This is a genomic window from Methylobacterium isbiliense, from assembly GCF_022179325.1.
In the GTDB taxonomy this organism is placed as follows: domain Bacteria; phylum Pseudomonadota; class Alphaproteobacteria; order Rhizobiales; family Beijerinckiaceae; genus Methylobacterium; species Methylobacterium isbiliense.
In genome coordinates, this window is the sequence record NZ_BPQQ01000058.1 from 34,883 (window position 1) to 54,143 (window position 19,261).

The 19,261-nt window shown below is 68.7% G+C and carries 16 protein-coding genes; 11 read left to right on the top strand and 5 right to left on the bottom strand.

What is annotated here, in order from left to right; translation table 11 throughout:
• The first annotated feature begins 183 nt into the window (after nt 1-183).
• The 3 genes from MFF61_RS22620 to MFF61_RS22630 all read left to right on the top strand — a co-directional run bounded on the left by MFF61_RS22620 (nt 184) and on the right by MFF61_RS22630 (nt 4,003).
• Nucleotides 184-1,881, top strand: a complete 1,698-nt coding sequence (locus tag MFF61_RS22620) for a glycosyltransferase (RefSeq protein WP_238239096.1) — start codon at nt 184-186, stop codon at nt 1,879-1,881.
• A 130-nt stretch (nt 1,882-2,011) separates the two neighbouring features.
• On the top strand, nt 2,012-2,872 hold the full coding sequence (locus MFF61_RS22625; RefSeq protein WP_238239098.1) for a WcbI family polysaccharide biosynthesis putative acetyltransferase: 861 nt from the start codon (nt 2,012-2,014) through the stop codon (nt 2,870-2,872).
• Nucleotides 2,873-3,058: 186 nt separating this feature from the next.
• Complete coding sequence (locus MFF61_RS22630) at nt 3,059-4,003, top strand: IS5 family transposase (RefSeq protein WP_238239101.1); 945 nt, start codon at nt 3,059-3,061, stop codon at nt 4,001-4,003.
• Between the two features lie 330 nt (nt 4,004-4,333).
• On the opposite strand, the gene MFF61_RS22635 is transcribed toward MFF61_RS22630, so the two are convergent.
• Together MFF61_RS22635 and MFF61_RS22640 are read right to left on the bottom strand one after the other, a co-directional pair.
• Nucleotides 4,334-5,398, bottom strand: a complete 1,065-nt coding sequence (locus MFF61_RS22635) for an IS3 family transposase (protein ID WP_238239103.1) — start codon at nt 5,396-5,398, stop codon at nt 4,334-4,336.
• A 64-nt stretch (nt 5,399-5,462) separates the two neighbouring features.
• Entirely contained in the window at nt 5,463-6,347 is an 885-nt protein-coding gene (locus MFF61_RS22640) for a DUF6492 family protein (RefSeq protein WP_238239105.1), read from the bottom strand.
• A 673-nt stretch (nt 6,348-7,020) separates the two neighbouring features.
• On the opposite strand from MFF61_RS22640, the gene MFF61_RS22645 reads away from it, so the two are divergent.
• Nucleotides 7,021-8,433, top strand: a complete 1,413-nt coding sequence (locus MFF61_RS22645; RefSeq protein ID WP_238239107.1) for a phosphomannomutase — start codon at nt 7,021-7,023, stop codon at nt 8,431-8,433.
• A gap of 44 nt (nt 8,434-8,477) precedes the next feature.
• Here MFF61_RS22645 and MFF61_RS22650 read toward each other — a convergent pair whose 3' ends face one another.
• Both MFF61_RS22650 and MFF61_RS22655 read right to left on the bottom strand, forming a co-directional pair.
• The gene (locus MFF61_RS22650) at nt 8,478-8,903 is read right to left on the bottom strand and encodes a hypothetical protein (RefSeq protein ID WP_238239117.1); all 426 of its coding nucleotides are present in this window, start codon (nt 8,901-8,903) and stop codon (nt 8,478-8,480) included.
• Between the two features lie 81 nt (nt 8,904-8,984).
• Nucleotides 8,985-9,671 carry a YoaK family protein gene (locus MFF61_RS22655; protein ID WP_238239119.1) on the bottom strand — a complete coding sequence of 229 codons (687 nt, stop codon included), beginning with the start codon at nt 9,669-9,671 and terminating at the stop codon, nt 8,985-8,987.
• Between the two features lie 150 nt (nt 9,672-9,821).
• On the opposite strand from MFF61_RS22655, the gene aspS reads away from it, so the two are divergent.
• The 3 genes from aspS to MFF61_RS22670 are packed head-to-tail and all read left to right on the top strand — an operon-like array spanning nt 9,822 to nt 13,603.
• On the top strand, nt 9,822-11,639 hold the full coding sequence (gene aspS, locus MFF61_RS22660) for an aspartate--tRNA ligase (protein ID WP_238239122.1): 1,818 nt from the start codon (nt 9,822-9,824) through the stop codon (nt 11,637-11,639).
• A 6-nt stretch (nt 11,640-11,645) separates the two neighbouring features.
• Nucleotides 11,646-12,518 carry a glycosyltransferase gene (locus MFF61_RS22665; protein WP_283206027.1) on the top strand — a complete coding sequence of 291 codons (873 nt, stop codon included), beginning with the start codon at nt 11,646-11,648 and terminating at the stop codon, nt 12,516-12,518.
• The gene (locus MFF61_RS22670) at nt 12,515-13,603 is read left to right on the top strand and encodes an acyltransferase family protein (protein WP_238239124.1); all 1,089 of its coding nucleotides are present in this window, start codon (nt 12,515-12,517) and stop codon (nt 13,601-13,603) included. The genes MFF61_RS22665 and MFF61_RS22670 overlap by 4 nt, the downstream gene beginning before the upstream one ends.
• A gap of 103 nt (nt 13,604-13,706) precedes the next feature.
• Here the strand turns inward: MFF61_RS22670 and MFF61_RS22675 are convergent, their stop codons facing one another.
• Nucleotides 13,707-14,420 carry a CatB-related O-acetyltransferase gene (locus tag MFF61_RS22675; RefSeq protein ID WP_238239665.1) on the bottom strand — a complete coding sequence of 238 codons (714 nt, stop codon included), beginning with the start codon at nt 14,418-14,420 and terminating at the stop codon, nt 13,707-13,709.
• An 84-nt stretch (nt 14,421-14,504) separates the two neighbouring features.
• Between MFF61_RS22675 and MFF61_RS22680 the strand changes: the two genes are divergently transcribed.
• The 4 genes from MFF61_RS22680 (at nt 14,505) to MFF61_RS22695 (ending at nt 19,181) form a co-directional block, all read left to right on the top strand.
• Nucleotides 14,505-16,844: an NADP-dependent malic enzyme gene (locus tag MFF61_RS22680; protein ID WP_283206028.1), complete on the top strand. Its 2,340-nt coding sequence runs from the start codon at nt 14,505-14,507 to the stop codon at nt 16,842-16,844.
• 102 nt (nt 16,845-16,946) lie between these two features.
• Nucleotides 16,947-18,002, top strand: coding sequence for an FUSC family protein (locus MFF61_RS22685; protein ID WP_238239134.1), 1,056 nt, complete (start codon nt 16,947-16,949; stop codon nt 18,000-18,002).
• Entirely contained in the window at nt 17,999-18,208 is a 210-nt protein-coding gene (locus MFF61_RS22690; RefSeq protein ID WP_238239136.1) for a DUF1656 domain-containing protein, read from the top strand. The genes MFF61_RS22685 and MFF61_RS22690 overlap by 4 nt, the downstream gene beginning before the upstream one ends.
• Nucleotide 18,209: 1 nt before the next feature.
• Entirely contained in the window at nt 18,210-19,181 is a 972-nt protein-coding gene (locus tag MFF61_RS22695) for an efflux RND transporter periplasmic adaptor subunit (protein ID WP_238239139.1), read from the top strand.
• The last annotated feature ends 80 nt before the right edge of the window (nt 19,182-19,261 follow it).

Consider the following 19,261-nt stretch of genomic DNA (forward strand, 5'->3'; position numbering starts at 1 on the left):
ACTCGTCCGTGGGATCTTCGACAGCATGTCATGCAAGGTCCATCAATGAGAAAAAGAAGCGGCATCATTGTTGAGCACGCCATTCGAGCCGGGCACTTACTAAAGACATACAGGAACGGTCGTCGCTTAAGGATAAATCAAAAATTACCAGAAGAATATTCCACCATAAAAAACTGTATCGGGATGTTTGACATTGAGTGGTATCTTTCAAAATATCAAGATGTCAAGATTTCAGGCACCGACCCAATCATTCATTACATTGAACATGGATCCAAAGAAGGGCGCCTGCCGAACCCGCTGTTCCAGACACACTGGTACCTCGACCGCTATCCGGAAGTGCGATCGTTGGGCGAGAACCCATTGGCCCACTACATCCGGCACGGCGTTGACCAGGGCTTGCAACCCCACCCGCTCTTCGACACGGCTTGGTATGCACGCCGGTACTCGGAGGCAGCACGCGGCGGCCTGCACCCATTGGCGCACTTCCTGCGCTACGCCGTCGATGGCAGCGTCGACCCGAACCCGGTGTTCGGAACCGGCGCCTACCTGACGCGTCATCCGGACCTCGGTCAGACCAGGGTCAATCCGCTGGCACATTACGCCGCCACGGACATGAATTTCTGCGCCAAGGCCGAGACAGCACGGGCCGGCCGGCCAGGCACGAGCGGGAGAGAAATCCTCTACATCGACAGCTACCATCCCCGCTTCAAAGCCGATTCAGGATCCCTGGACGCCCTCAATTTTCTCAGGATCTTCATCAATCTGGGATTCAAGATCACCTTCATCGCAGCCGCCGAATTCTTCGAACAAAATCCGCATCGAGAACACATTGAAAACATGGGCGTCGATTGCATCGATTATTATAAGTTCATTTCCGTTGAAGATTACATCGAGAAGAACGGAACTTTGTTTGATATTTTTTTTCTATCCAGAGTCCATTGTGGCGGTAACTATTACAAGCACGCCAGGAAGGCAGCACCTGAAGCAAAGATCATCTTCAACACAGTCGACCTCCATCACTTGAGGGAGGAGCGGGAGGCTCGACTCACGAAGGATCGCTTGGCTCTTAACCGCAGTTACTGGACCCGCGAACGGGAATACTACCTGAGCCGAATGTGCGACGCGACAATCGTTGTGTCGTCGGCCGAGTCCAAGATCATCGGGGACAACGTTAAGGGCGCGAACGTGCGGATGATCCCGCTATTACGCGACCTGACGGGGCGCGGGAGGCCTTTCGCGGAGCGGGACGGCGTCGGCTTCATCGGCGGCTACCGGCACTCGCCGAACGTCGACGCACTCTTGTACCTGCTCACGGAGATCTGGCCGCTGGTCACCGCAATCAACGACCGCCTCACGCTGTACGTCATGGGCGCCGACCTTCCGGAATCCTTCAAGGAGCGGGCCGACCGCAACGTCGTGTATGCCGGGTACGTCGACGATATGGCGGAGGCGCTGGGGACGCTGCGGGTGACCACGGCTCCGCTGCGCTACGGGGCTGGCGCAAAGGGCAAGCTGGTGTCCAGCCTCCTGCACGGCGTCCCCTGTGTGGCAACGCCGGTCGCGGCCGAAGGCTTGGACCTGGTGCCCGGGCAGGATGTGCTGGTCGCCGATGATCCGGCCGCCTTCGCCGAGCTGATCTGCCGGCTGCACAACGACCAGGCCTTGTGGGAGCGCGTGTCGCGGTCGGGCTACGCGCACGCCTCGCGGCTGCACGACATCAACCGCGGCTATGACCTGATGCAAAGCCTGCTTGAGAGCATCGGTCTCAGCCGGGATGCGAAGTCAGGCTCAGGAGGCGGCTGGCCGTGCCGCGAGCCGCCGAGTGCGCGCGGATCGCGTGCGCGCAATGCCGCTCTGGCATCGCTGCCTGAACACCGTTAGCTGTAGGCCTCAGCACGGTCATTCCCCGTGACCGGAGCCTGATTGCGGCGGCAACCATCCGAGGCTGGAAGTCAATCTCCACATTCGCTATGCCGAATGAAACGATCAAGAACCAAGGGGGCAAGCCACCATGACAAAGGTCGGGTTCCTGGGAAACTGTCAGGCCCAAACGCTGGAAGCGCTCGCGCTACACCTCGGCGCGGACTACGAAATCGTAAGCTTTGGACCCGTATGGCTATATACGTCCGACGACGAGGATCGCGTACTCTCTCGTGCGCTGAGTTGCGACATCCTGTTCCATCAGCGCATCGCGGAGGATTACGGCGTACATTTTCTGCGCACAAGCAGCATGAAGCTCTTACTAAAAGATAAATGCCTATCATGGCCTAACGCATATTTTGACGGATATTTTCCTACTTTTGGATATATTTATACAAATCGCGGAAAGATCACAGGTCCTCTCTCCGATTATCATCTGCCGATCATTCGCGAAGGATGGGAGCGCGGGCGGGCGGTGGAGGAGGTTGCCGCTGCCATCACCAGCCCGAACAGTCCATTGTTCGCGGACGATCCGGTTTCGAACTCTCTGAGCGAATTAAGAAGTCGGGAATCAGGTCTCGATATTTGCATGAGCGACTTCATCGAGGAGAACTATAAATCCTACAAGACATTTTTCACGCCCAACCATCCTTGTGATGTCGTACTCTTTGAACTCTTGACTCGACTTACACGCGCTGCCGGGTTGCGCACCCCGAGCGCCAGTCGCCTCGTCACCTTTCCCTACACATTGAACAGCATCCAGATTCCGGTCATGCCCGCATTCTTCGAGCGTTATGGCGGTGAGATCGCGAGGGATGGCACGTTGCGCGGCCGCGAAATCTCGCTCTCTCCCGACAGCATCGGCGAGACGGGGACACCTCGCCTTTATGACTGGCCAGGAGTTGTGGACAGCTACTTTCGCGTGTACGACGCGTATGCAAAACTTGCGTAGTTGGACGACGATGCCCCGACCGGCTGGCCCGGATTGATTGCGTGGATCTGCCGGACTGGAGCTGCCCCGGTTTGTGGTCTGAGGCTTCTGCAAGTTCTCGGGCTGTGATGAGACCTGTGCGCGGCAGGTGTTGAACGCCTGGCTTTGCCGTGATTCGATGGCCTGGCCTCCCCTGGAGGTCGGATCATGGCGCGTCGTCAGATCGGGCAGGAGCAGCTGGCGCTGGGAGCAGAGGTGGAGCGCCGATCCGGATCGCTCGACGAGATCGCCGCCCTGATCGACTGGTCCGAGATCGACCGGGTTCTGGCTCCGATCTACGCCGCCCCCACGGGCGAGCAGGCCTGGCCGCCCCTGGCGCTGTTCAAGGGCTTGCTGCTGGCCGTCTGGTACGACCTGTCGGATGTCAAGCTCGCGGAGGCTCTGGATGACCGCACGAGCTTCCGCCGGTTCTGCGGCTTTGCCGCCCACGAGCCCACGCCCGAGCGCACCGCCTTCGTCCGCTTCCGCCGCGAATTGGTGGCCCGCGGCCTCGATGGGGTGCTGTTCGAGACGGTGACCCGCCAGCTCGACGCGCGCGGCATGGTGATCAAGACCGGCACACTGGTCGATGCCACCGTGATCGCGTCGGCCACCTCCAGCGACGCGCAGGCCCGCTGGGTGGGCCACCGGCACCGTGCGGCGGTGCATGGCGACAAGGCGCACGTGGCCTGCGACCATGACGGCGGGATCGTGCGCACGGTCGCGATCACGCCTGCCAACGTCAACGATGGCCGGATGCTCGGGGCGGTTCTCCCGGCCAGCCCTGGCGAGGTCTACGCCGATCTGGCCTACGCGAGTGTGGCCAACGAGCGCGCAATCCATGCGGCTGGCGGTCACTCCCGCCTGCCGGCTCGGGGGATCTGGGCCGCGGCGGATGACACGACGGCGTTGGCTTGTCTGGAGGCCTGGAACTGGCGGGTTGGCCATGTCCGGCGTCGCATCGAGAAGATCTTCGGCACGTGGAAACGGAGCGACGGCCTGCGGCGGATGCGCTGGTGGGGTCTGGCCAAGGCGGGCCTGCAGGTGCGGCTGACCGCAACGGCTTACACTCTGCGTCGCGCCATGACGCTGCTGCGGGGTCAGCCGGCCTAACCAGGGGAGGAGTCTGCCCGGATCAGACAGTCCGGGCGAAAAACGTCCTCGAACCGTCTCAATGGCGCATCGAGAAACACCTGGAAGGCGCGAAATCCGGCATTCGCGACAGAAAAAACTGCGCCGCGCACAGGTCTCATGAGATCGGCCAAGCCTCTGATCTAGCGCAGGTCTCTGCGCCAGTCGGAAACTTGCGACTGTGTAGGAAGTGGGTGGTGGTGCACGCAGGTCCCCGCCAATCCGTCACCGCGCCGCTTCCCTGTTCTGCCGGAAAAAACAGGCAGTCGGGCCGGAAAAGCAGGCCTGGGATTGCCCGGTTTCTGTGGACGGTTACGGGGCTTGGGTGACCAGGGTCTCGGTTGCGGGTTTTGGCTGGTGCTCCTGTTCGTAGACGACGGGTGAGCGGTAGCCCAGGGCGGAGTGTCGCCGCACTGGGTTGTAGAAGCCTTCGAGGTAGCTGAAGAGGGCCACGCGGGCCTCGGGCCGGGAGTGGAAGCGCCGGCGGGCGAGCAGCTCGCATTCCAGGGTCGAGAAGAAGCTCTCGGCCATGGCGTTGTCGTAGGCGTCACCGACTGAGCCCATTGAGGGCCGCACACCCGCCTCGCGGCAGCGGCTGCCGAAGGCCAGCGACGTATACTGCAAGCCCTGATACGAGTGATGGATCACGTCTCGCGGCTTTCTCCGTCCGACGGCCATTTCGAGCGCGTCCAAGACCAGTTCGGTCCTCAGATGGTCGGTCATTGACCAGCCGACGATCCGGCGGCTGAACGCGTCGAGCACGATCGCCAGGTAGAGGAACCCTGCACGCGTCGGGATGTAGGTGATGTCCGCGACCCAGAGGCGGTTGGGTTCATCGGCCGCGAAGCTGCGGTCGACCAGGTCCGGGGCCGGCCGGGCCTCCTGATCACGCCGCGTTGTCACCGGCCCGCCGCGGCGGTGGCAGGCCCCAACAAGACCCGCCTTTCGCATCAGCCGGGCGATGCGCTTGCGGCTGTGGGCCTGGCCCTCGTCGCGTAACTCCGGAAGTGAGCCTGGTTCTCGCTCATGAACCGGAAGATCCCGACGGCAGAACTCCGGTCTCGCGCGCAAACCAGGCTGTCGCGCGAGAGAGGATGTCGTGCGAGAGAGGATGTCGCGCTCCAGCTTCAACTGACGGTTCTCGCGCCGTAGCCGAAGCCGCTCCTCGCGCCCCGTCGCGGAGAGAGCAGCCTCAGCGCCAGAGGGCTTGGCCTCGCGGCGGCCTTCCTGGCGATCGGCCTCGGCCACCCAATTGCGGATGGCTTGGGCCGACGGCTCGAACTCGCGGGCGAGGTCGGTCGGATCGCGCCCGGCGCAGACCAGCTCGACCATCTGGCGGCGGAACTCCGCCGGGGACGGGGGACGGGTTCTCGGCATGGCTAAAACACCTCACGCGAAAGCGCTCTCGGTGTCCACCAATCCAGGGCAATCCCAACCCCACTTAGAGACCGATCGCCTTGCGAATCTCCTCCAGAGTACGCTGTGCAACAGGATCGAAGCGGCCCTTATGGATACCGCACATTTTCCAGCTCGGATTGTTTCTTGCACCTTCGACAAGGAGATGAATTTCATCAGGGCTAATCACGCTTTCACCCCAGCTGGTATGCGAAAGCTTTTCAGTGAGATTGGCACGCTGCTGAAAATTATAAAGATATGAAGAATACAAAAGGAATTCCGAATAGCCGCCGCCAGCTCCAAACCGCTCTTCGAAAAAAATTCCGAACGGCATACCTTCTTTCTTTTCGACCGCATCAATCATACTGCGCACAAATGCTGTATTAAAAACGAATGGAGTCGCCATCGCAGGCAAAGCTACATTGTCGTAGGGCTCCTCAGTGCCCCAGTACGACAAATACATATTCTTCATATACCTCCTAAAATCGGTCTCCTCATACGTCTCAAGGAAAACAGCAGGGTACGGACCGCTAAATAACTCATTCAAATCAAAGTGTTTTACGAGAAAATTCTTTGTATCGAGCACAACATAAAAATCAGTTTGCACGCGAAACGAGACTTCGAGCTTCTGAACCTGCTGCAAACAATATCCTCGACCGGTCTTCAGCGTGAAATGATCTCTTCGACATTCCAATGTCGAGATTCCGGCCCTTGCCAGCACTGGAAATATGCTATCGCGCATGAAGCGACTGGAAGTGCTCGGATCTTCATCATTTATACAATAAATCAACCTGTTGACCGACTGTGCGTCAATAAACCGCGCAATAGTTTTGGCTTGCAGCTCCGCCAATTCGAGCTCTTCTTCGTAAATCACAACAACTAAGTCGCATCTCATGAGCCATTGTTCTCCCGTCTGATCAGAATCGATCATCAAGTGGAATACAAAGCCTTTACAACTCGATCAACAGCACCGTTATGCCTTGGCGATACTCCTCCACGCCGAAAATTGATTTTTGCAACCAGGCATGTCAGCAAGATCGCGTCTGTCGACCAACGACGCGCGATACGGCGCCGCGATTCTTTGAGGTCTGGAGACCTGCTCGACGGTGCGGATGCGACGCCACTGGACAGTTTCAGGCGAGCGCCTTGGAGCGGCGTCGGGGCCGGGCGGCGCGAAATCAAGCCTCCTCTCTCGACGACATGCCTTTGCTGACCCAAAGGCTGGATCGAGCCGGCAAAGCGACTCCTTCGCGAGCGTGCTGGCCTCGCCCCGGTACGACGGCAGCGCCTTAACACTCTTCGGCTTTCGGCTCCAGCACAGTCCGGCTGCCGAATGCGCCGCTCTGCGGGCCAACGGCCGGAGCACTCGTCGGGACGCAGCCCGTTCCGCCCAAGTTCCGTCGGATGCCGGCGTGATCGGCTCGTGCATGAAATTCCGCTCGTGATCTGCAACGGCCGCCATACTATCCCGCTGACGGAGCCACGACGGACGCACGGACGAGCGCGGCCCGCCAACCTTTGCGGACGCTGGAAGCTGGGCGGGCTCGAACAGCGCCTTACATGTGGTCGATGTCAGAAGCCGCTCCCGGGCCGATGGAGACATCATGAGCAGTCTGAAATTCGGGACGAGCGGCCTGCGCGGCCTCGTGACGGACCTCGAAGGAGGGCCGAGCTACGCCTATGCGAGCGCCTTCCTCCGCTCCGTCGCGGCGACGAGCGGCACCGGCCGCACCGTCGTGATCGGACGGGATCTGCGCGACAGCAGCCCGCGGATCGCCCGGTCGGTCGCACGTGCGGCCGCGGCGGCCGGCTTCGATCCGATCGATTGCGGCGCCCTGCCGACGCCGGCCCTCGCGCTCGAAGGGATGCGGCGCGGCGCCTGCGCGGTGATGGTCACGGGCAGCCACATCCCGGAGGACCGCAACGGCCTGAAGTTCTACCGGCCCGACGGCGAGATCACCAAGGACGACGAGACCGCCATCCTGGCGGCTCTCGGCGGCAGCGACCAAGTGGATGACGCATCGGCGACCGACGCCGCGGCCCCGGATACGGGCGCGCTCGACCGCTACCGCCGACGCTACAGCGACGTCTTCCCGCCGGCGATGCTGTCCGGCCTGAAGGTGGCGGTCTATCAGCAGAGTTCCGTCGCCCGCGACCTGCTCGTCGATCTGCTCGCGGGCTTCGGCGCGCAGGTCGTGCCGATCGGGCGATCCGACGTCTTCGTGCCGATCGACACCGAAGCCCATCGCCCCGAGGACGTCGCCACCATCCGCGGGGCCGTGACCTCGGGCGGCTTCGACGCGCTCGTGACCACCGACGGCGACGCCGACCGCCCGCTCGTCGCGGACGGCACCGGCCGGATCGTGCGCGGCGACATCCTCGGCCTGATCACCGCCCGGTACCTCGGCATCGACACGGTCGTGGTGCCGGTCACGGCCGGCTCGGCGCTTGCGCAGGCCGGCTTCCGGCGCGTGCTGCGCACCCGGGTCGGCTCGCCCTTCGTCATCGCCGGCATGGCGCAGGCGCAGCGGGAGGGCGCGCGCTCCGTCGTCGGCTTCGAGGCGAATGGCGGGTTCCTGCTCGGATCGGACGTGGCCATCGGCGGCAGGACGCTGGCCGCCCTGCCGACCCGCGACGCGGTGCTGCCGATCCTGGCGACGCTGGCGGCGACGCGGGCGGCCGGCCTGCCGCTCGCCGATCTCGTCGCCTCCCTCAACGCGGGCGAGACCGCGAGCGACCGCCTGCCCAACACGCCCGCCGAGCACAGCGGCGCGCTGCTGGGGCGGCTCGGCCAGGAGGCCTTCCGCCGGGAGTTCCTGCGCCCGATCGGCACGCCGCTCGCCGTCGACGCGCAGGACGGGGTCAGGATCGAGCTCGACGGCGGGCGGACCATCCACTTCCGCGCCTCCGGGAACGCGCCCGAACTGCGCTGCTACGCGGAGGCCGGGTCGGCGGCCGAGGCGCAGGACCTCGTCCGATGGGGCTTGGCGGCCGCGGCGGCGGCCATGCAGGCGTGAGCCGGACGGCCGATCCCGCGTGACCAGCATCGCCGGGCGGGCCCTCAGGCGGGCTTTCGCCCGCGCGCGGCCTTGCGCAGGGCGGCCGCCCGGGCGCGGCGCGTCGCCTCGGCCCGGCGCGTCAGCCAGTCCAGGATGTTGCGCTCCACCCGCTCGCCCGTGTCGCGGTCGGTGAGGCGGTGGATGCGGTCGGCCCGGAAGCCACGATAGCCGTCGCGGTCGCGGTCGGTGCCCCCGACCAGCACCCTGCCGGGGCCGATCTTCAGCTCGTGCGCGGCCAGGCGCCGGACGCTCCAGGCGCCGCTGCCATCCTCGTAGACCAGTTCGAACCGGCCCTCGATCGGCAGCACCCGCCACGCGCCGTCCTGGCGCTCGACGAGGAGATCCCCGGCCGGGACAGGGGCGGGCGCGCCCTCCGGCGGCCCGCTCGCGGGGGGCTCAATCGGCCCGAAAAAGCTGTTGTCGAACATGGGATTGATATAGGTGTTCGCGCTTCGTTCTGAAAGGGGAGGGGGCGTGTGTCCGGCTCCCTTCCGGAGGGCGTTCCGCGGTCACCGGGCCGGCCGCCGCAGCGCCGCCGTCAGCAGGCCGATCGCCATCGCGGCGGTCAGCACGGCCGGCGGCAGCAGGGCCGCGAGCGCCAGCTGGCCGTAGGCCGCCGCCCCGCCGGCCCCGCCGAGCAGCAGGGCGGCCCAGACCAGCCCGTCGCCGGACCAATCCCAGCGCGGCCCGCGGCCGGCGAGGGCGAGACCAAGCTTCTGGCCGAAGCCCGAGAGGGCGCCGGTGACGAAGGTGGCGCCGGCCCGGAAGCCGGCGGCCTGGAGCAGGGCGGCGTTCTGGGCTCCCATCGCGAAGGCGAGGAGCAGCGTCGCGGGGAGCGCATCGGGGCTCGCGAGCGCCAGCGCGGCCCCGGTGCCGAGGAGCAGTGCTTCGAGGGCCAGCACGAGCGCGGCGACCCAGTGCGCCGGAACGGCGCCCTTCACGAGGCCGCCGAGCACGCTGCCCCCCGCGAAGGCGGCCAGCAGCCCGCCGACGGGCAGAGCCCCGGCCACCTCTCCCTGCCCGAGCGCGACGGCAAACTGCGTGGTGTTGCCGCTCATGAACGAGGTGTAGAGCCCGCCGAGCCGCAGGAAGCCGATCGCGTCGATCCAGCCCGCCGTCGCGGTGAGCGCGAGGCCGAGCGCGGCCTCGCGCAGCGGGAGCCCGGACCGGGACGGGGAAGGGGGTGTCTCTGCCACGGCGGGATCCCTCGCTGGCCGGGGGGCGCCTCGAGTCGGGCGCGCGCTTGACCTGGGCGTGCTTGACTTGGACACGCGTGCGTGAATGGGTGCGCCGGCCTTCCGGGGGTCGGCCCGGCCGCCTCCGCCAGCACATCAGAAGAAACCGTCATGCATCGCTATCGTACCCATACCTGCGGCGCGCTGCGCCCGTCCGACATCGGCGCGTCGGTCCGGCTCTCCGGCTGGTGCCACCGCATCCGCGACCACGGGGGGGTGCTGTTCATCGACCTGCGCGATCATTACGGGCTGACGCAGTGCGTGGTGGATGCGGATTCGCCGGCCTTCCGGGCGGCCGAGGCGGTGCGCTCGGAATGGGTGATCCGCATCGACGGGCGGGTGCGCCAGCGCCCCGCCGGCACCGAGAACGCGGACCTGCCCACCGGCGCGGTGGAGGTCTACATCGACGACCTCGAGGTGCTGGGCGCCAGCGCCGAATTGCCGATGCCGGTCTTCGGCGATCTCGACTACCCGGAGGAGACGCGGCTGCGCTACCGCTTCCTCGACCTGCGCCGGGAGAAGCTGCACGCCAACATCATGAAGCGCGGGGCGATCATCGATTCCCTGCGCCGGCGCATGCGCGAGGGCGGGTTCTTCGAGTTCCAGACCCCGATCCTGACCGCCTCCTCGCCGGAGGGCGCGCGCGACTTCCTGGTGCCCTCGCGCCTGCACCCGGGCAAGTTCTACGCCCTGCCGCAGGCGCCCCAGCAGTTCAAGCAGCTCACGATGATCGCGGGCTTCGACCGCTACTTCCAGATCGCGCCCTGCTTCCGCGACGAGGACGCCCGCGCCGACCGCTCGCCCGGCGAGTTCTACCAGCTCGACATCGAGATGAGCTTCGTCACGCAGGAGGACGTGTTCCAGGCCGTCGAGCCGGTGCTGCGCGGCGTGTTCGAGGAGTTCGCCGACGGCTGGCGGGTCACGAAGGAATTCCCGCGCATCCCCTACGCCGAGGCGATGCTGAAATACGGCGTCGACAAGCCGGACCTGCGCAACCCGCTCATCATCGTCGACGTGACGGACGAATTCTCCGACGAGAGCGTCACCTTCAACGCCTTCAAGAACGTCATCAAGGCGGGCGGCGTGGTGCGGGCGATCCCGGCTCCAGGCGCGGGCTCGCAGCCGCGCTCGTTCTTCGACAGGCTCAACGACTGGGCGCGGGGCGAGGGCGCGCCGGGCCTCGGCTACATCGTGTTCGAGGAGGAGGAGGGCGGCCGGCTCTCCGGCCGCGGCCCCATCGCCAAGTTCGTGCCCGCCGCCGTCCAGGCGGCCATCGCCGCCAAGGCCGGCCTCAAGGCGGGCGACGCGGTGTTCTTCTCGGCCGGCACCGAAGCGAAGGCGGCGGGGCTCGCCGGCAAGGCCCGCATCCGCATCGGCGACGACCTCGGCCTGTCCGACAAGGACCAGTTCGCCTTCTGCTGGATCACCGACTTCCCGATGTACGAGTGGAACGAGGACGAGAAGCGCATCGACTTCTCGCACAACCCGTTCTCGATGCCGAACTTCGAGCACGACGCGTTTCTGAGCCTCGACCCGGCGGACGCGGCGACGATTCTCGGGATCAAGGCGTTCCAGTACGACATCGTCTGCAACGGCATCGAATTGTCCTCGGGCGCGATCCGCAACCACCGCCCCGACGTGATGGAGAAGGCCTTCGCCATCGCGGGCTACGACCGGGACGTGCTGGAGGCGAAGTTCGGCGGCATGCTGAACGCGCTGCGCATGGGCGCGCCGCCCCACGGCGGCATCGCGCCGGGCGTCGACCGCATCGTGATGCTGCTCTGCCACGAGCCGAACATCCGCGAGGTCGTGCTCTTCCCGATGAACCAGCGGGCCGAGGACCTGATGATGGGCGCGCCCTCGACCGTCACGCCCAAGCAGCTGCGCGAGCTGCACATCCGCCTGAACCTGCCCGAGAAGTCGGCCTGACCGGGGGTGCCGCGCCTCGTCGCGATCGTCGTCGCGCACGACAGCGCGGGCGTGCTGCCCGCCTGCCTCACCAGCTTGGCGCAGGCGCACGTGCCGGCCCTCGTGGTCGACAATGCGAGCCGCGACGGCTCGGCGGACCTCGCGGAGGCGCACGGCGCCCGGGTGATCCGGATGCCGCGCAACGAGGGGTACGGGCGGGCGAACAACGCCGGGGTGCGGGCGGCGCGCGGCGCCGCGTTCGTGCTGATCGTCAACCCCGACGTGACCCTGGAGGCGGGCGCCGCCGACGCGCTGCTCGCCGCCGCCGCCCGCTACCCCGAGGCGGGGCTCCTCGCCCCGCGCCTCGTCGAGCCGGACGGGCGGGTCTTCTTCCAGCCGCGCTCGCTGCTCTCGCCCTATCTGCCCAACCCGCGCGGGCGCCTCGTCCTGCCGGAGGGGGATGCCTGCGCGCCGTTCCTGTCCGGCGCCTGCCTGATGGCGCCGCGCGACCTCTTCCTCTCGCTCGGCGGCTTCGACGAGGAGATCTTTCTGTTCTACGAGGACGACGATCTCTGCCGCCGGGTGGCCGATGCCGGGCGCGCCCTCGTCCACGTGCACGGGGCGGTGGCCCGCCACGGGCGGGGCGCATCGAGCGCGCCGGAGCCGGGCCGCATCCACCGCGCGCGCTGGCACCAGGCGTGGTCGCGCGCCTACGTGTCGCGCAAGTACGGCCTGCCGAACCCGGCGCCCGGCATGCTGGCGGTGAACGGCGCCAAGGCGCTCGGCGCGCTCGCCACCCTCAGCCGCGCCCGCATCGAGCGCTACGCCGGCTCGGCGGCCGGCGCGCTCGCGGCCCTGCGGGGGCGGCGCGCGCTCGCCCGCGAGGGGATCGTGACGTGAGCACGGTCGCGGATGCGCTCGCGCGCCCCCACAACGGCTTCGGGCTCCTGCGCCTGACGCTCGCGCTCGCGGTGGTGGTTTCGCACGGCTTCAGCGTCACCACGGGGCGCGTCGCCGACGAGCCGCTGACCGGGCTCACCGGCTACACGCTCGGCGAGCACGCGGTGAACGGCTTCTTCGCGATCTCGGGGTTCCTCGTCACGATGAGCCTCGACCGGCGGGGCGCGCGCGACTACGCGCTCGCCCGGGCCCTGCGCATCCTGCCGGGGCTTGTGGCGGCGGTGCTCGCCGTCTCGCTCCTCCTCGGGGCGGCCCTGACGCGGCTGCCCCTCGATGCCTACTGGCGCGAGCCCGGCCTGTGGCGCTTCGTCGTCGAGACCCTGACGCGCTTTCGCAGCAACGGCGCCCTGCCGGGGGTGTTCTCAGAAAACCCCTTCCGCTTCCCGATGGGCACGGTCTGGACGCTGAAATACGAGATCCTGTGCTATGCCGGGCTGCTGGCGGCCGGCCTCGCCGGGGCCTTGCGCCGCCGCTGGCTCGCCCCGGCGCTCGTGGCCGGGCTCTTCCTCGGGCTCGTCGTCCTCGGCCTGCAGCCGGCGCCGATGCCGAAGGGCGTCGAGACGGCCCTGCGCCTGCCGCTGATCTTTTCCGGCGGGGCGGCGCTCTATCTCTGGCGCGACCGGGTGCGGCTGTCCTGGCCCGTCGCGTTCGGGCTGCTGGCGGCGGCGCTGATCTCGCGCGGCACCGCGCTCGGGCCGCCGCTGCTGTTTACGGCCGAGACCTACGCGGCGATCCGGCTCGCCTTCGCGCCGGCCCTGGGCCGCCCCGGCCTCGACCCGCGGGCGGACCTCTCCTACGGCACCTACCTGTACGGCTGGCCGGTGCAGCAGAGCCTGTGCGCGCTGGTTCCGGCGGCGGGCGCGTGGCAGCTCCTGCCCCCCGCGCTCCTGCTCACGCTCGGCGTCGCGGCCCTCTCCTGGTACGCCGTCGAGAAGCCGGCGCTCGCCCTCAAGGGCCGCCTGCTCGGCCGCTCCTCCGGCCCGCCCCCTGAGGCCGAGCGTGGGGAACCGCTCTCCCGGGTATGAGAAGGGCAGGGGGGAGGCAGGGAGCCGGAGAAGGCGGAACGGGACGGCTTCCGGCGGTGAGGCTGGTGGTTGATCCTGCCCCGTCCCGCTCCCCTCATCACGCTCACCGCTTCGCTGCGGCAGCGCTCCGCTCTTCTGCGGGATCTCCGCTCCCGTGCGGATCTCCGCTCGCCTGCCCCTCTCCCGCCCGGGAGAGGGGCTCCGCCGCAGCGGCCGCCGGCAGCGTCCCGCCCAGCGCCGCGATCACCGCCTCCGCCCGCGCGCTCTGGAGGAGCGGCACCAGCGCCCGCACCCGCTCCGGCGGCGCCTCCCACCACGCGGTGGCCATGAGCCCGGCCACGATCTCGGGAGGAAAGCGGTGGCGGATCACCCGGGCCGGGTTGCCGCCGACGATGGCGTAGGGGGGCACGTCCTTCGTCACCACCGCGCGGGCCGCCACCACGGCGCCCGGGCCGATCCTGACGCCCGAGAGGATCATGCAGCCCGAGCCGAGCCAAACATCGGCCCCGATCACCACGTCGCCGCGCGAGGCGTGGTATTCCTCCGGCGCCTCGATCCCGGGCCACAGGCCGCGCATCGCCGCGAACGGATAGGTCGTCACCCAGTCGGTGCGGTGATTGCCCCCGAGCAGGATCTCGACCTTGTCGGCGATGGAGCAATACGGTCCGATCGTCAGTCGTGCGCCCGATTCCGGGAAGCGGACCTTCGGCCTGCCGTAGGAGTAGGGACCGATCTCGAAGCCATAGCGGCGCACAAGTCGCGCCAGATGCAGCCGGGTCTCATTGTGAGGGTTGCGCCTCTCCCGCAGGCGGTGCAGGAAACCCATCACGCCCGGGTTGCCTCGCGGCGCCGAGGTCCGGGTAACGACGCGCCGGAGCGCGCGATCCGAGGAGAGAACGCGGTGAGCGGCAACATTTCGGACGATCTCAAGAACGGCGCGCTGTTCTATCACCGCAATCCGCGGCCCGGGAAGCTGGAGATCCAGCCCACCAAGCCGCTCGGCAACCAGCGCGACCTCGCGCTCGCCTACTCGCCGGGCGTCGCCGCCGCCTGCGAGGCCATCGCCGCCGACCCGGACGAGGCCGCGACGCTGACCACGCGCCAGAACCTCGTCGCCGTGGTCTCGAACGGCACCGCGGTGCTCGGCCTCGGCGACATCGGCCCGCTCGCCTCCAAGCCCGTGATGGAGGGCAAGGCGGTCCTGTTCAAGAAATTCGCCGGCATCGACGTCTTCGACATCGAGGTGGCCGAGAAGAACGTGGCCAAGCTCGTCGACGTGGTGGCGGCGCTGGAGCCGACCTTCGGCGGCATCAACCTGGAGGACATCAAGGCGCCGGAATGCTTCGAGGTCGAGGAGCAGTGCCGGGCCAGGATGAACATCCCGGTCTTCCACGACGACCAGCACGGCACCGCGATCATCGTCGCGGCGGCGATCCTCAACGGGCTCGAACTCGCCGGCAAGGCGATCGGCCAGGTCAAGGTCGTGACCTCGGGGGCGGGGGCGGCGGCGCTCGCCTGCCTCAACCTGCTGGTCTCGCTCGGCGCCCGGCGCGAGAACATCTTCGTCACCGACATCGAGGGCGTGGTCTACGAGGGCCGCGAGGCGCTGATGGACCGCTGGAAGGCGGTCTACGCGCAGCCCACCGCGGCGCGCACGCTGGCGGACGTGATCCCGGGCGCCGACGTCTTCCTCGGCCTCTCGGCGGGCGGCGTGCTCAAGCCCGAACTCCTCGACCAGATGGCCGAGAAGCCGCTGATCATGGCGCTCGCCAACCCCTATCCGGAGATCATGCCGGATCTCGCCGAGGCGCGCCGGCCCGACGCCATGATCTGCACCGGGCGCTCGGACTTCCCCAACCAGGTCAACAACGTCCTGTGCTTCCCCTACATCTTCCGGGGCGCGCTGGACGTCGGCGCCACCACCATCAACGAGGAGATGAAGGCGGCGGCCGTGAAGGCGATCGCGGGGCTCGCCCGCGAGACGCCCTCCGACGTGGTGGCCCGCGCCTATGGCGGCGAGGCCCGGCCCTTCGGCCCGCACTCGCTGATCCCGAGCCCCTTCGACCCGCGCCTGATCCTGCGCATCGCGCCGGCCGTCGCCGAGGCGGCGATGGCGTCGGGCGTCGCCAAGCGGCCGCTGCCGGACGTGCAGGCCTACGCCGAATCCCTCGACCGCTTCGTCCACCGCTCCGGCTTCATCATGAAGCCGGTCTTCACCCAGGCCAAGCAGGACCCGCGCCGGGTGGTCTACGCCGAGGGCGAGGACGAGCGGGTGCTGCGCGCCGTGCAGGCCATCGTGGAGGAGGGGCTCGCCAAGCCGATCCTGGTCGGGCGCCCGAGCGTGGTGGAGACGCGGCTCAAGCGCTTCGGCCTCTCGATCCGGCGCGAGCGCGACTTCGACCTCATCAACCCGGAGGACGATCCGCGCTACCGCACCTACGTGCAGACCTACATGGACCTCGCCGGCCGGCGCGGCATCACGCCTGACGCCGCCCGCACGCTGGTGCGCACCAACAATACGGTGATCGGGGCGCTGATGGTGCGCCGGGGCGAGGCCGACGCGCTGATCTGCGGGCTGGAGGGCCGCTTCGAGAGCAAGCTGCGCACGATCCGCGACATCATCGGGCTCGCGCCCGGCGCCAAGGACCTCGCGGCGCTGAGCCTGATCGTGACGGGCCAGGGGGCCTACTTCCTGGCCGACACCCACGTGCGCCCGGACCCGAGCGCGGAGGAGATCGCCGACGTCGCCATCGCCTGCGGCAACACGGTGCGCCGCTTCGGCCTCACCCCCAAGATCGCGCTGGTGAGCCACGCGGATTTCGGCTCCTTCGACACGCCCTCGGCGCGCAAGATGCGCACCGCGCTCGCCCTCATCCGCGAGCGGGCGCCCGACCTCGAGGTCGACGGCGAGATGGGCGCCGACACCGCGCTCTCGCAGATGGCCCGCGACCGGGTGCTGCCGAACTCGCGCCTGAAGGGCGAGGCGAACGTGCTGATCATGCCGAACCTCGACGCGGCCAACATCGCCTTCCAGGTCTCGAAGATGCTGGCGAACGCCCTGCCGGTCGGCCCGCTGCTGATCGGCCCGGCCCAGCCCGCCCACATCCTCACCCCGTCGGTGACGGCGCGCGGCATCGTCAACATCACGGCCGCCGCCGTGGTGGAGGCGCAGGCGCGCGCGGGCGTCGCGGTGCGGCCGGAGACGAGCGCGGAGGCGGGCACTCCGCTGACCTCGGGGTGAGGTGCCGGGCGGCCGGCGCGGCGGACGGGACGGGCGGCGCAGGCCGGTGCCGGCGTCGTCGGCCCGGCGCGCCCCAGCCCCGCGAAGGGACCGCGTGAGGCGATGACGCGGCGCGCCCTCCGCGGCCCCGCGCTCCCGGCCCGCTGGCTCGCCGAGACGGGGGTGCCGTTCGGCCTGCGCTCGGCGCTCTGCGCCCTGGCGACGCTCTGGCTTGCCATGCGGCTCGAACTCGACACCCCGCACTGGGCCGCCTGGACGGTCCTCGCCATCGTCCTGCCGACGCGCGGACAGGTGGGCCTCAAGGGCCTGTGGCGCGTGGCCGGCACGCTCGTCGGCCTGGTGGCGGGCGTCGCGGCGGTCGCGGCCTTCGCCCAGGCCGGCCTCGCCATGGGGGCGTTCCTGTCCGTCTGGTTCGCGCTCAACGCCTATGCGGGCAGCCGCCTGCCGGGCTTTCCGGCGCACGGGGCGGCGCTGTCCGGGCTCACCGCCGGGCTCATCGCCATCCTGAGCGCGGCCGCCCCCCTCTCCGCCTTCGCCACGGCGCTCGCCCGCGGCGCCGAGATCATGCTCGGGGTGGCCTGCGTCTACGTCGCGAGCGCCATCGCGGAGGTGGTGCAGGGCCCCCCGGAGCACCCGGCGCCCCCGCCGAGCGGGATGCCGGACGCGGCCGCGGCCCTCGCCAACGCGGCGCGCACCCTGCTCGTGACCGGCGCCGCCTGGGCGGTCTGGACCGCGACCGCGTGGCCCTCCGGCGGGGTGTTCGTCCTCTTCTCCGGCGTCGTCGCGGTGATCTTCGCGACCATCCCGGACGCGGACCGGCGCAGCCGGGCCTATCTGTGGGGCGCCGGCCTCGGGCTGGGCGCCGGGCTCGTGGTCAAGTACGGGCTCCTCGTCGCGCCGACCTCGTTCGGGCTCCTCGCCGCCACGCTGTTCCCGTTCCTCTTCATCGGCGCGGTCGGCATGACGGATCCGCGCACCGCGAGCGCGGCGCTGGGCTACAATCTCTCCTTCCTGATCGCCGTGACGCCCGCCAACCCGATGCAGTACGATCTCGCCGCCTCGCTGAACCAGTGCCTCGCGGTGTTCGCCGGCATCGCCTTCGCGACGGCGGCCTTCCGGCTGGTGCTGCCGGACCGGCTCTGGAGGGCCGGGCGATGATCCCGCTGCGCGAGATCGACCTCCTGGGCGTGCTCGTGTCGCCCTTCGCGCTGTGCATCCCGCTGGCGGCCGCCGGCACCTGGGGCGCGGTCGCGGCCCTGCGCCGGCTGCCCGCCGCCGGCCGGCTGGGCCATTCGCCGCTCCTCGAACTCGCGCTGTTCGTCGGGATCCTGTCGTCCCTCGTTCTGTCGCTCGGACGGGTGTGAGATGGCGGCGCGCGACCCCGATCCGTCCGGCCGCACCGCGCCCCCGGCGACCGGCCCCGCCCCGGTGGCGCCCTCCGCCTTCAACCTCGCGGCGGTCGCGATGGCGGTGGCGGGGGCCGCGCTGCTCGCGTGGCTCGCCTGGATCTACTACGTCGACACGCCCTGGACCCGGGACGCCAGCGTGCGCGTGTACACCGCGCAGGTCGCGCCCGAAGTGTCCGGGCGCGTGACCGCGGTCCCGGTCGCCGACAACCAGGCGGTGCGCAAGGGCGACCTGCTGTTCCGGATCGACGACCGGGACTACCGCATCGCGGTGCAGCGGGCGCAGGCGGCGCGCGACCGCGCGGAAGCCCAGCGGGCGAACACCCGGGCGGAGGCCGACCGGCGCGAAAAGCTCTCCGACCTCGCGGTGAGCGCGGAGGTGCGCCAGACCTACGAGAGCAACGCGCAGGCCGCGCAGGCCGCCTACGAGGGCGCGATGGCGGATCTCGCCGCCGCCACGCTCAACCTGGAGCGCACCGAGATCCGCTCGCCGGTGAACGGCTACGTGACGAACCTGCTGCTCCAGGCCGGCACCTACGCCACCGCGGGCCAAGCCGCCATGACGCTGGTGGATTCGGACAGCTACTGGGTCGCCGGCTACTTCGAGGAGACGCAGTTGCGCCGGATCCGCCTGAACGATCCGGCCGAGATCCGGCTCATGGGCTATCCCGACCGCCCGCTCGCCGGGCGCGTGGAGAGCATCGCCCGCGGCATCCAGGACCCCAATGCCTCGCCGGGCGTGGCCGGGCTCCCCTCGGTCAATCCGGTCTTCACCTGGGTGCGCCTCGCCCAGCGCATCCCGGTGAGGATCCGGATCGAGCAGCTGCCGGACGAGGTGCACCTCGCCGCCGGCATGACGGCGACCGTTCATGTCCGGCCGGACGGCCCGGCCGCGCCGGCCCTCGCGGAGCGGAGCGGGGCCGGCCGCTGAGCGGCGCGGAACGGCCCGGGCTCCCCCGTCGTTCTCCCCGCCGCCGGCCCGGGAGCCGGCGGAGGCTCGGCAGGAGAGCG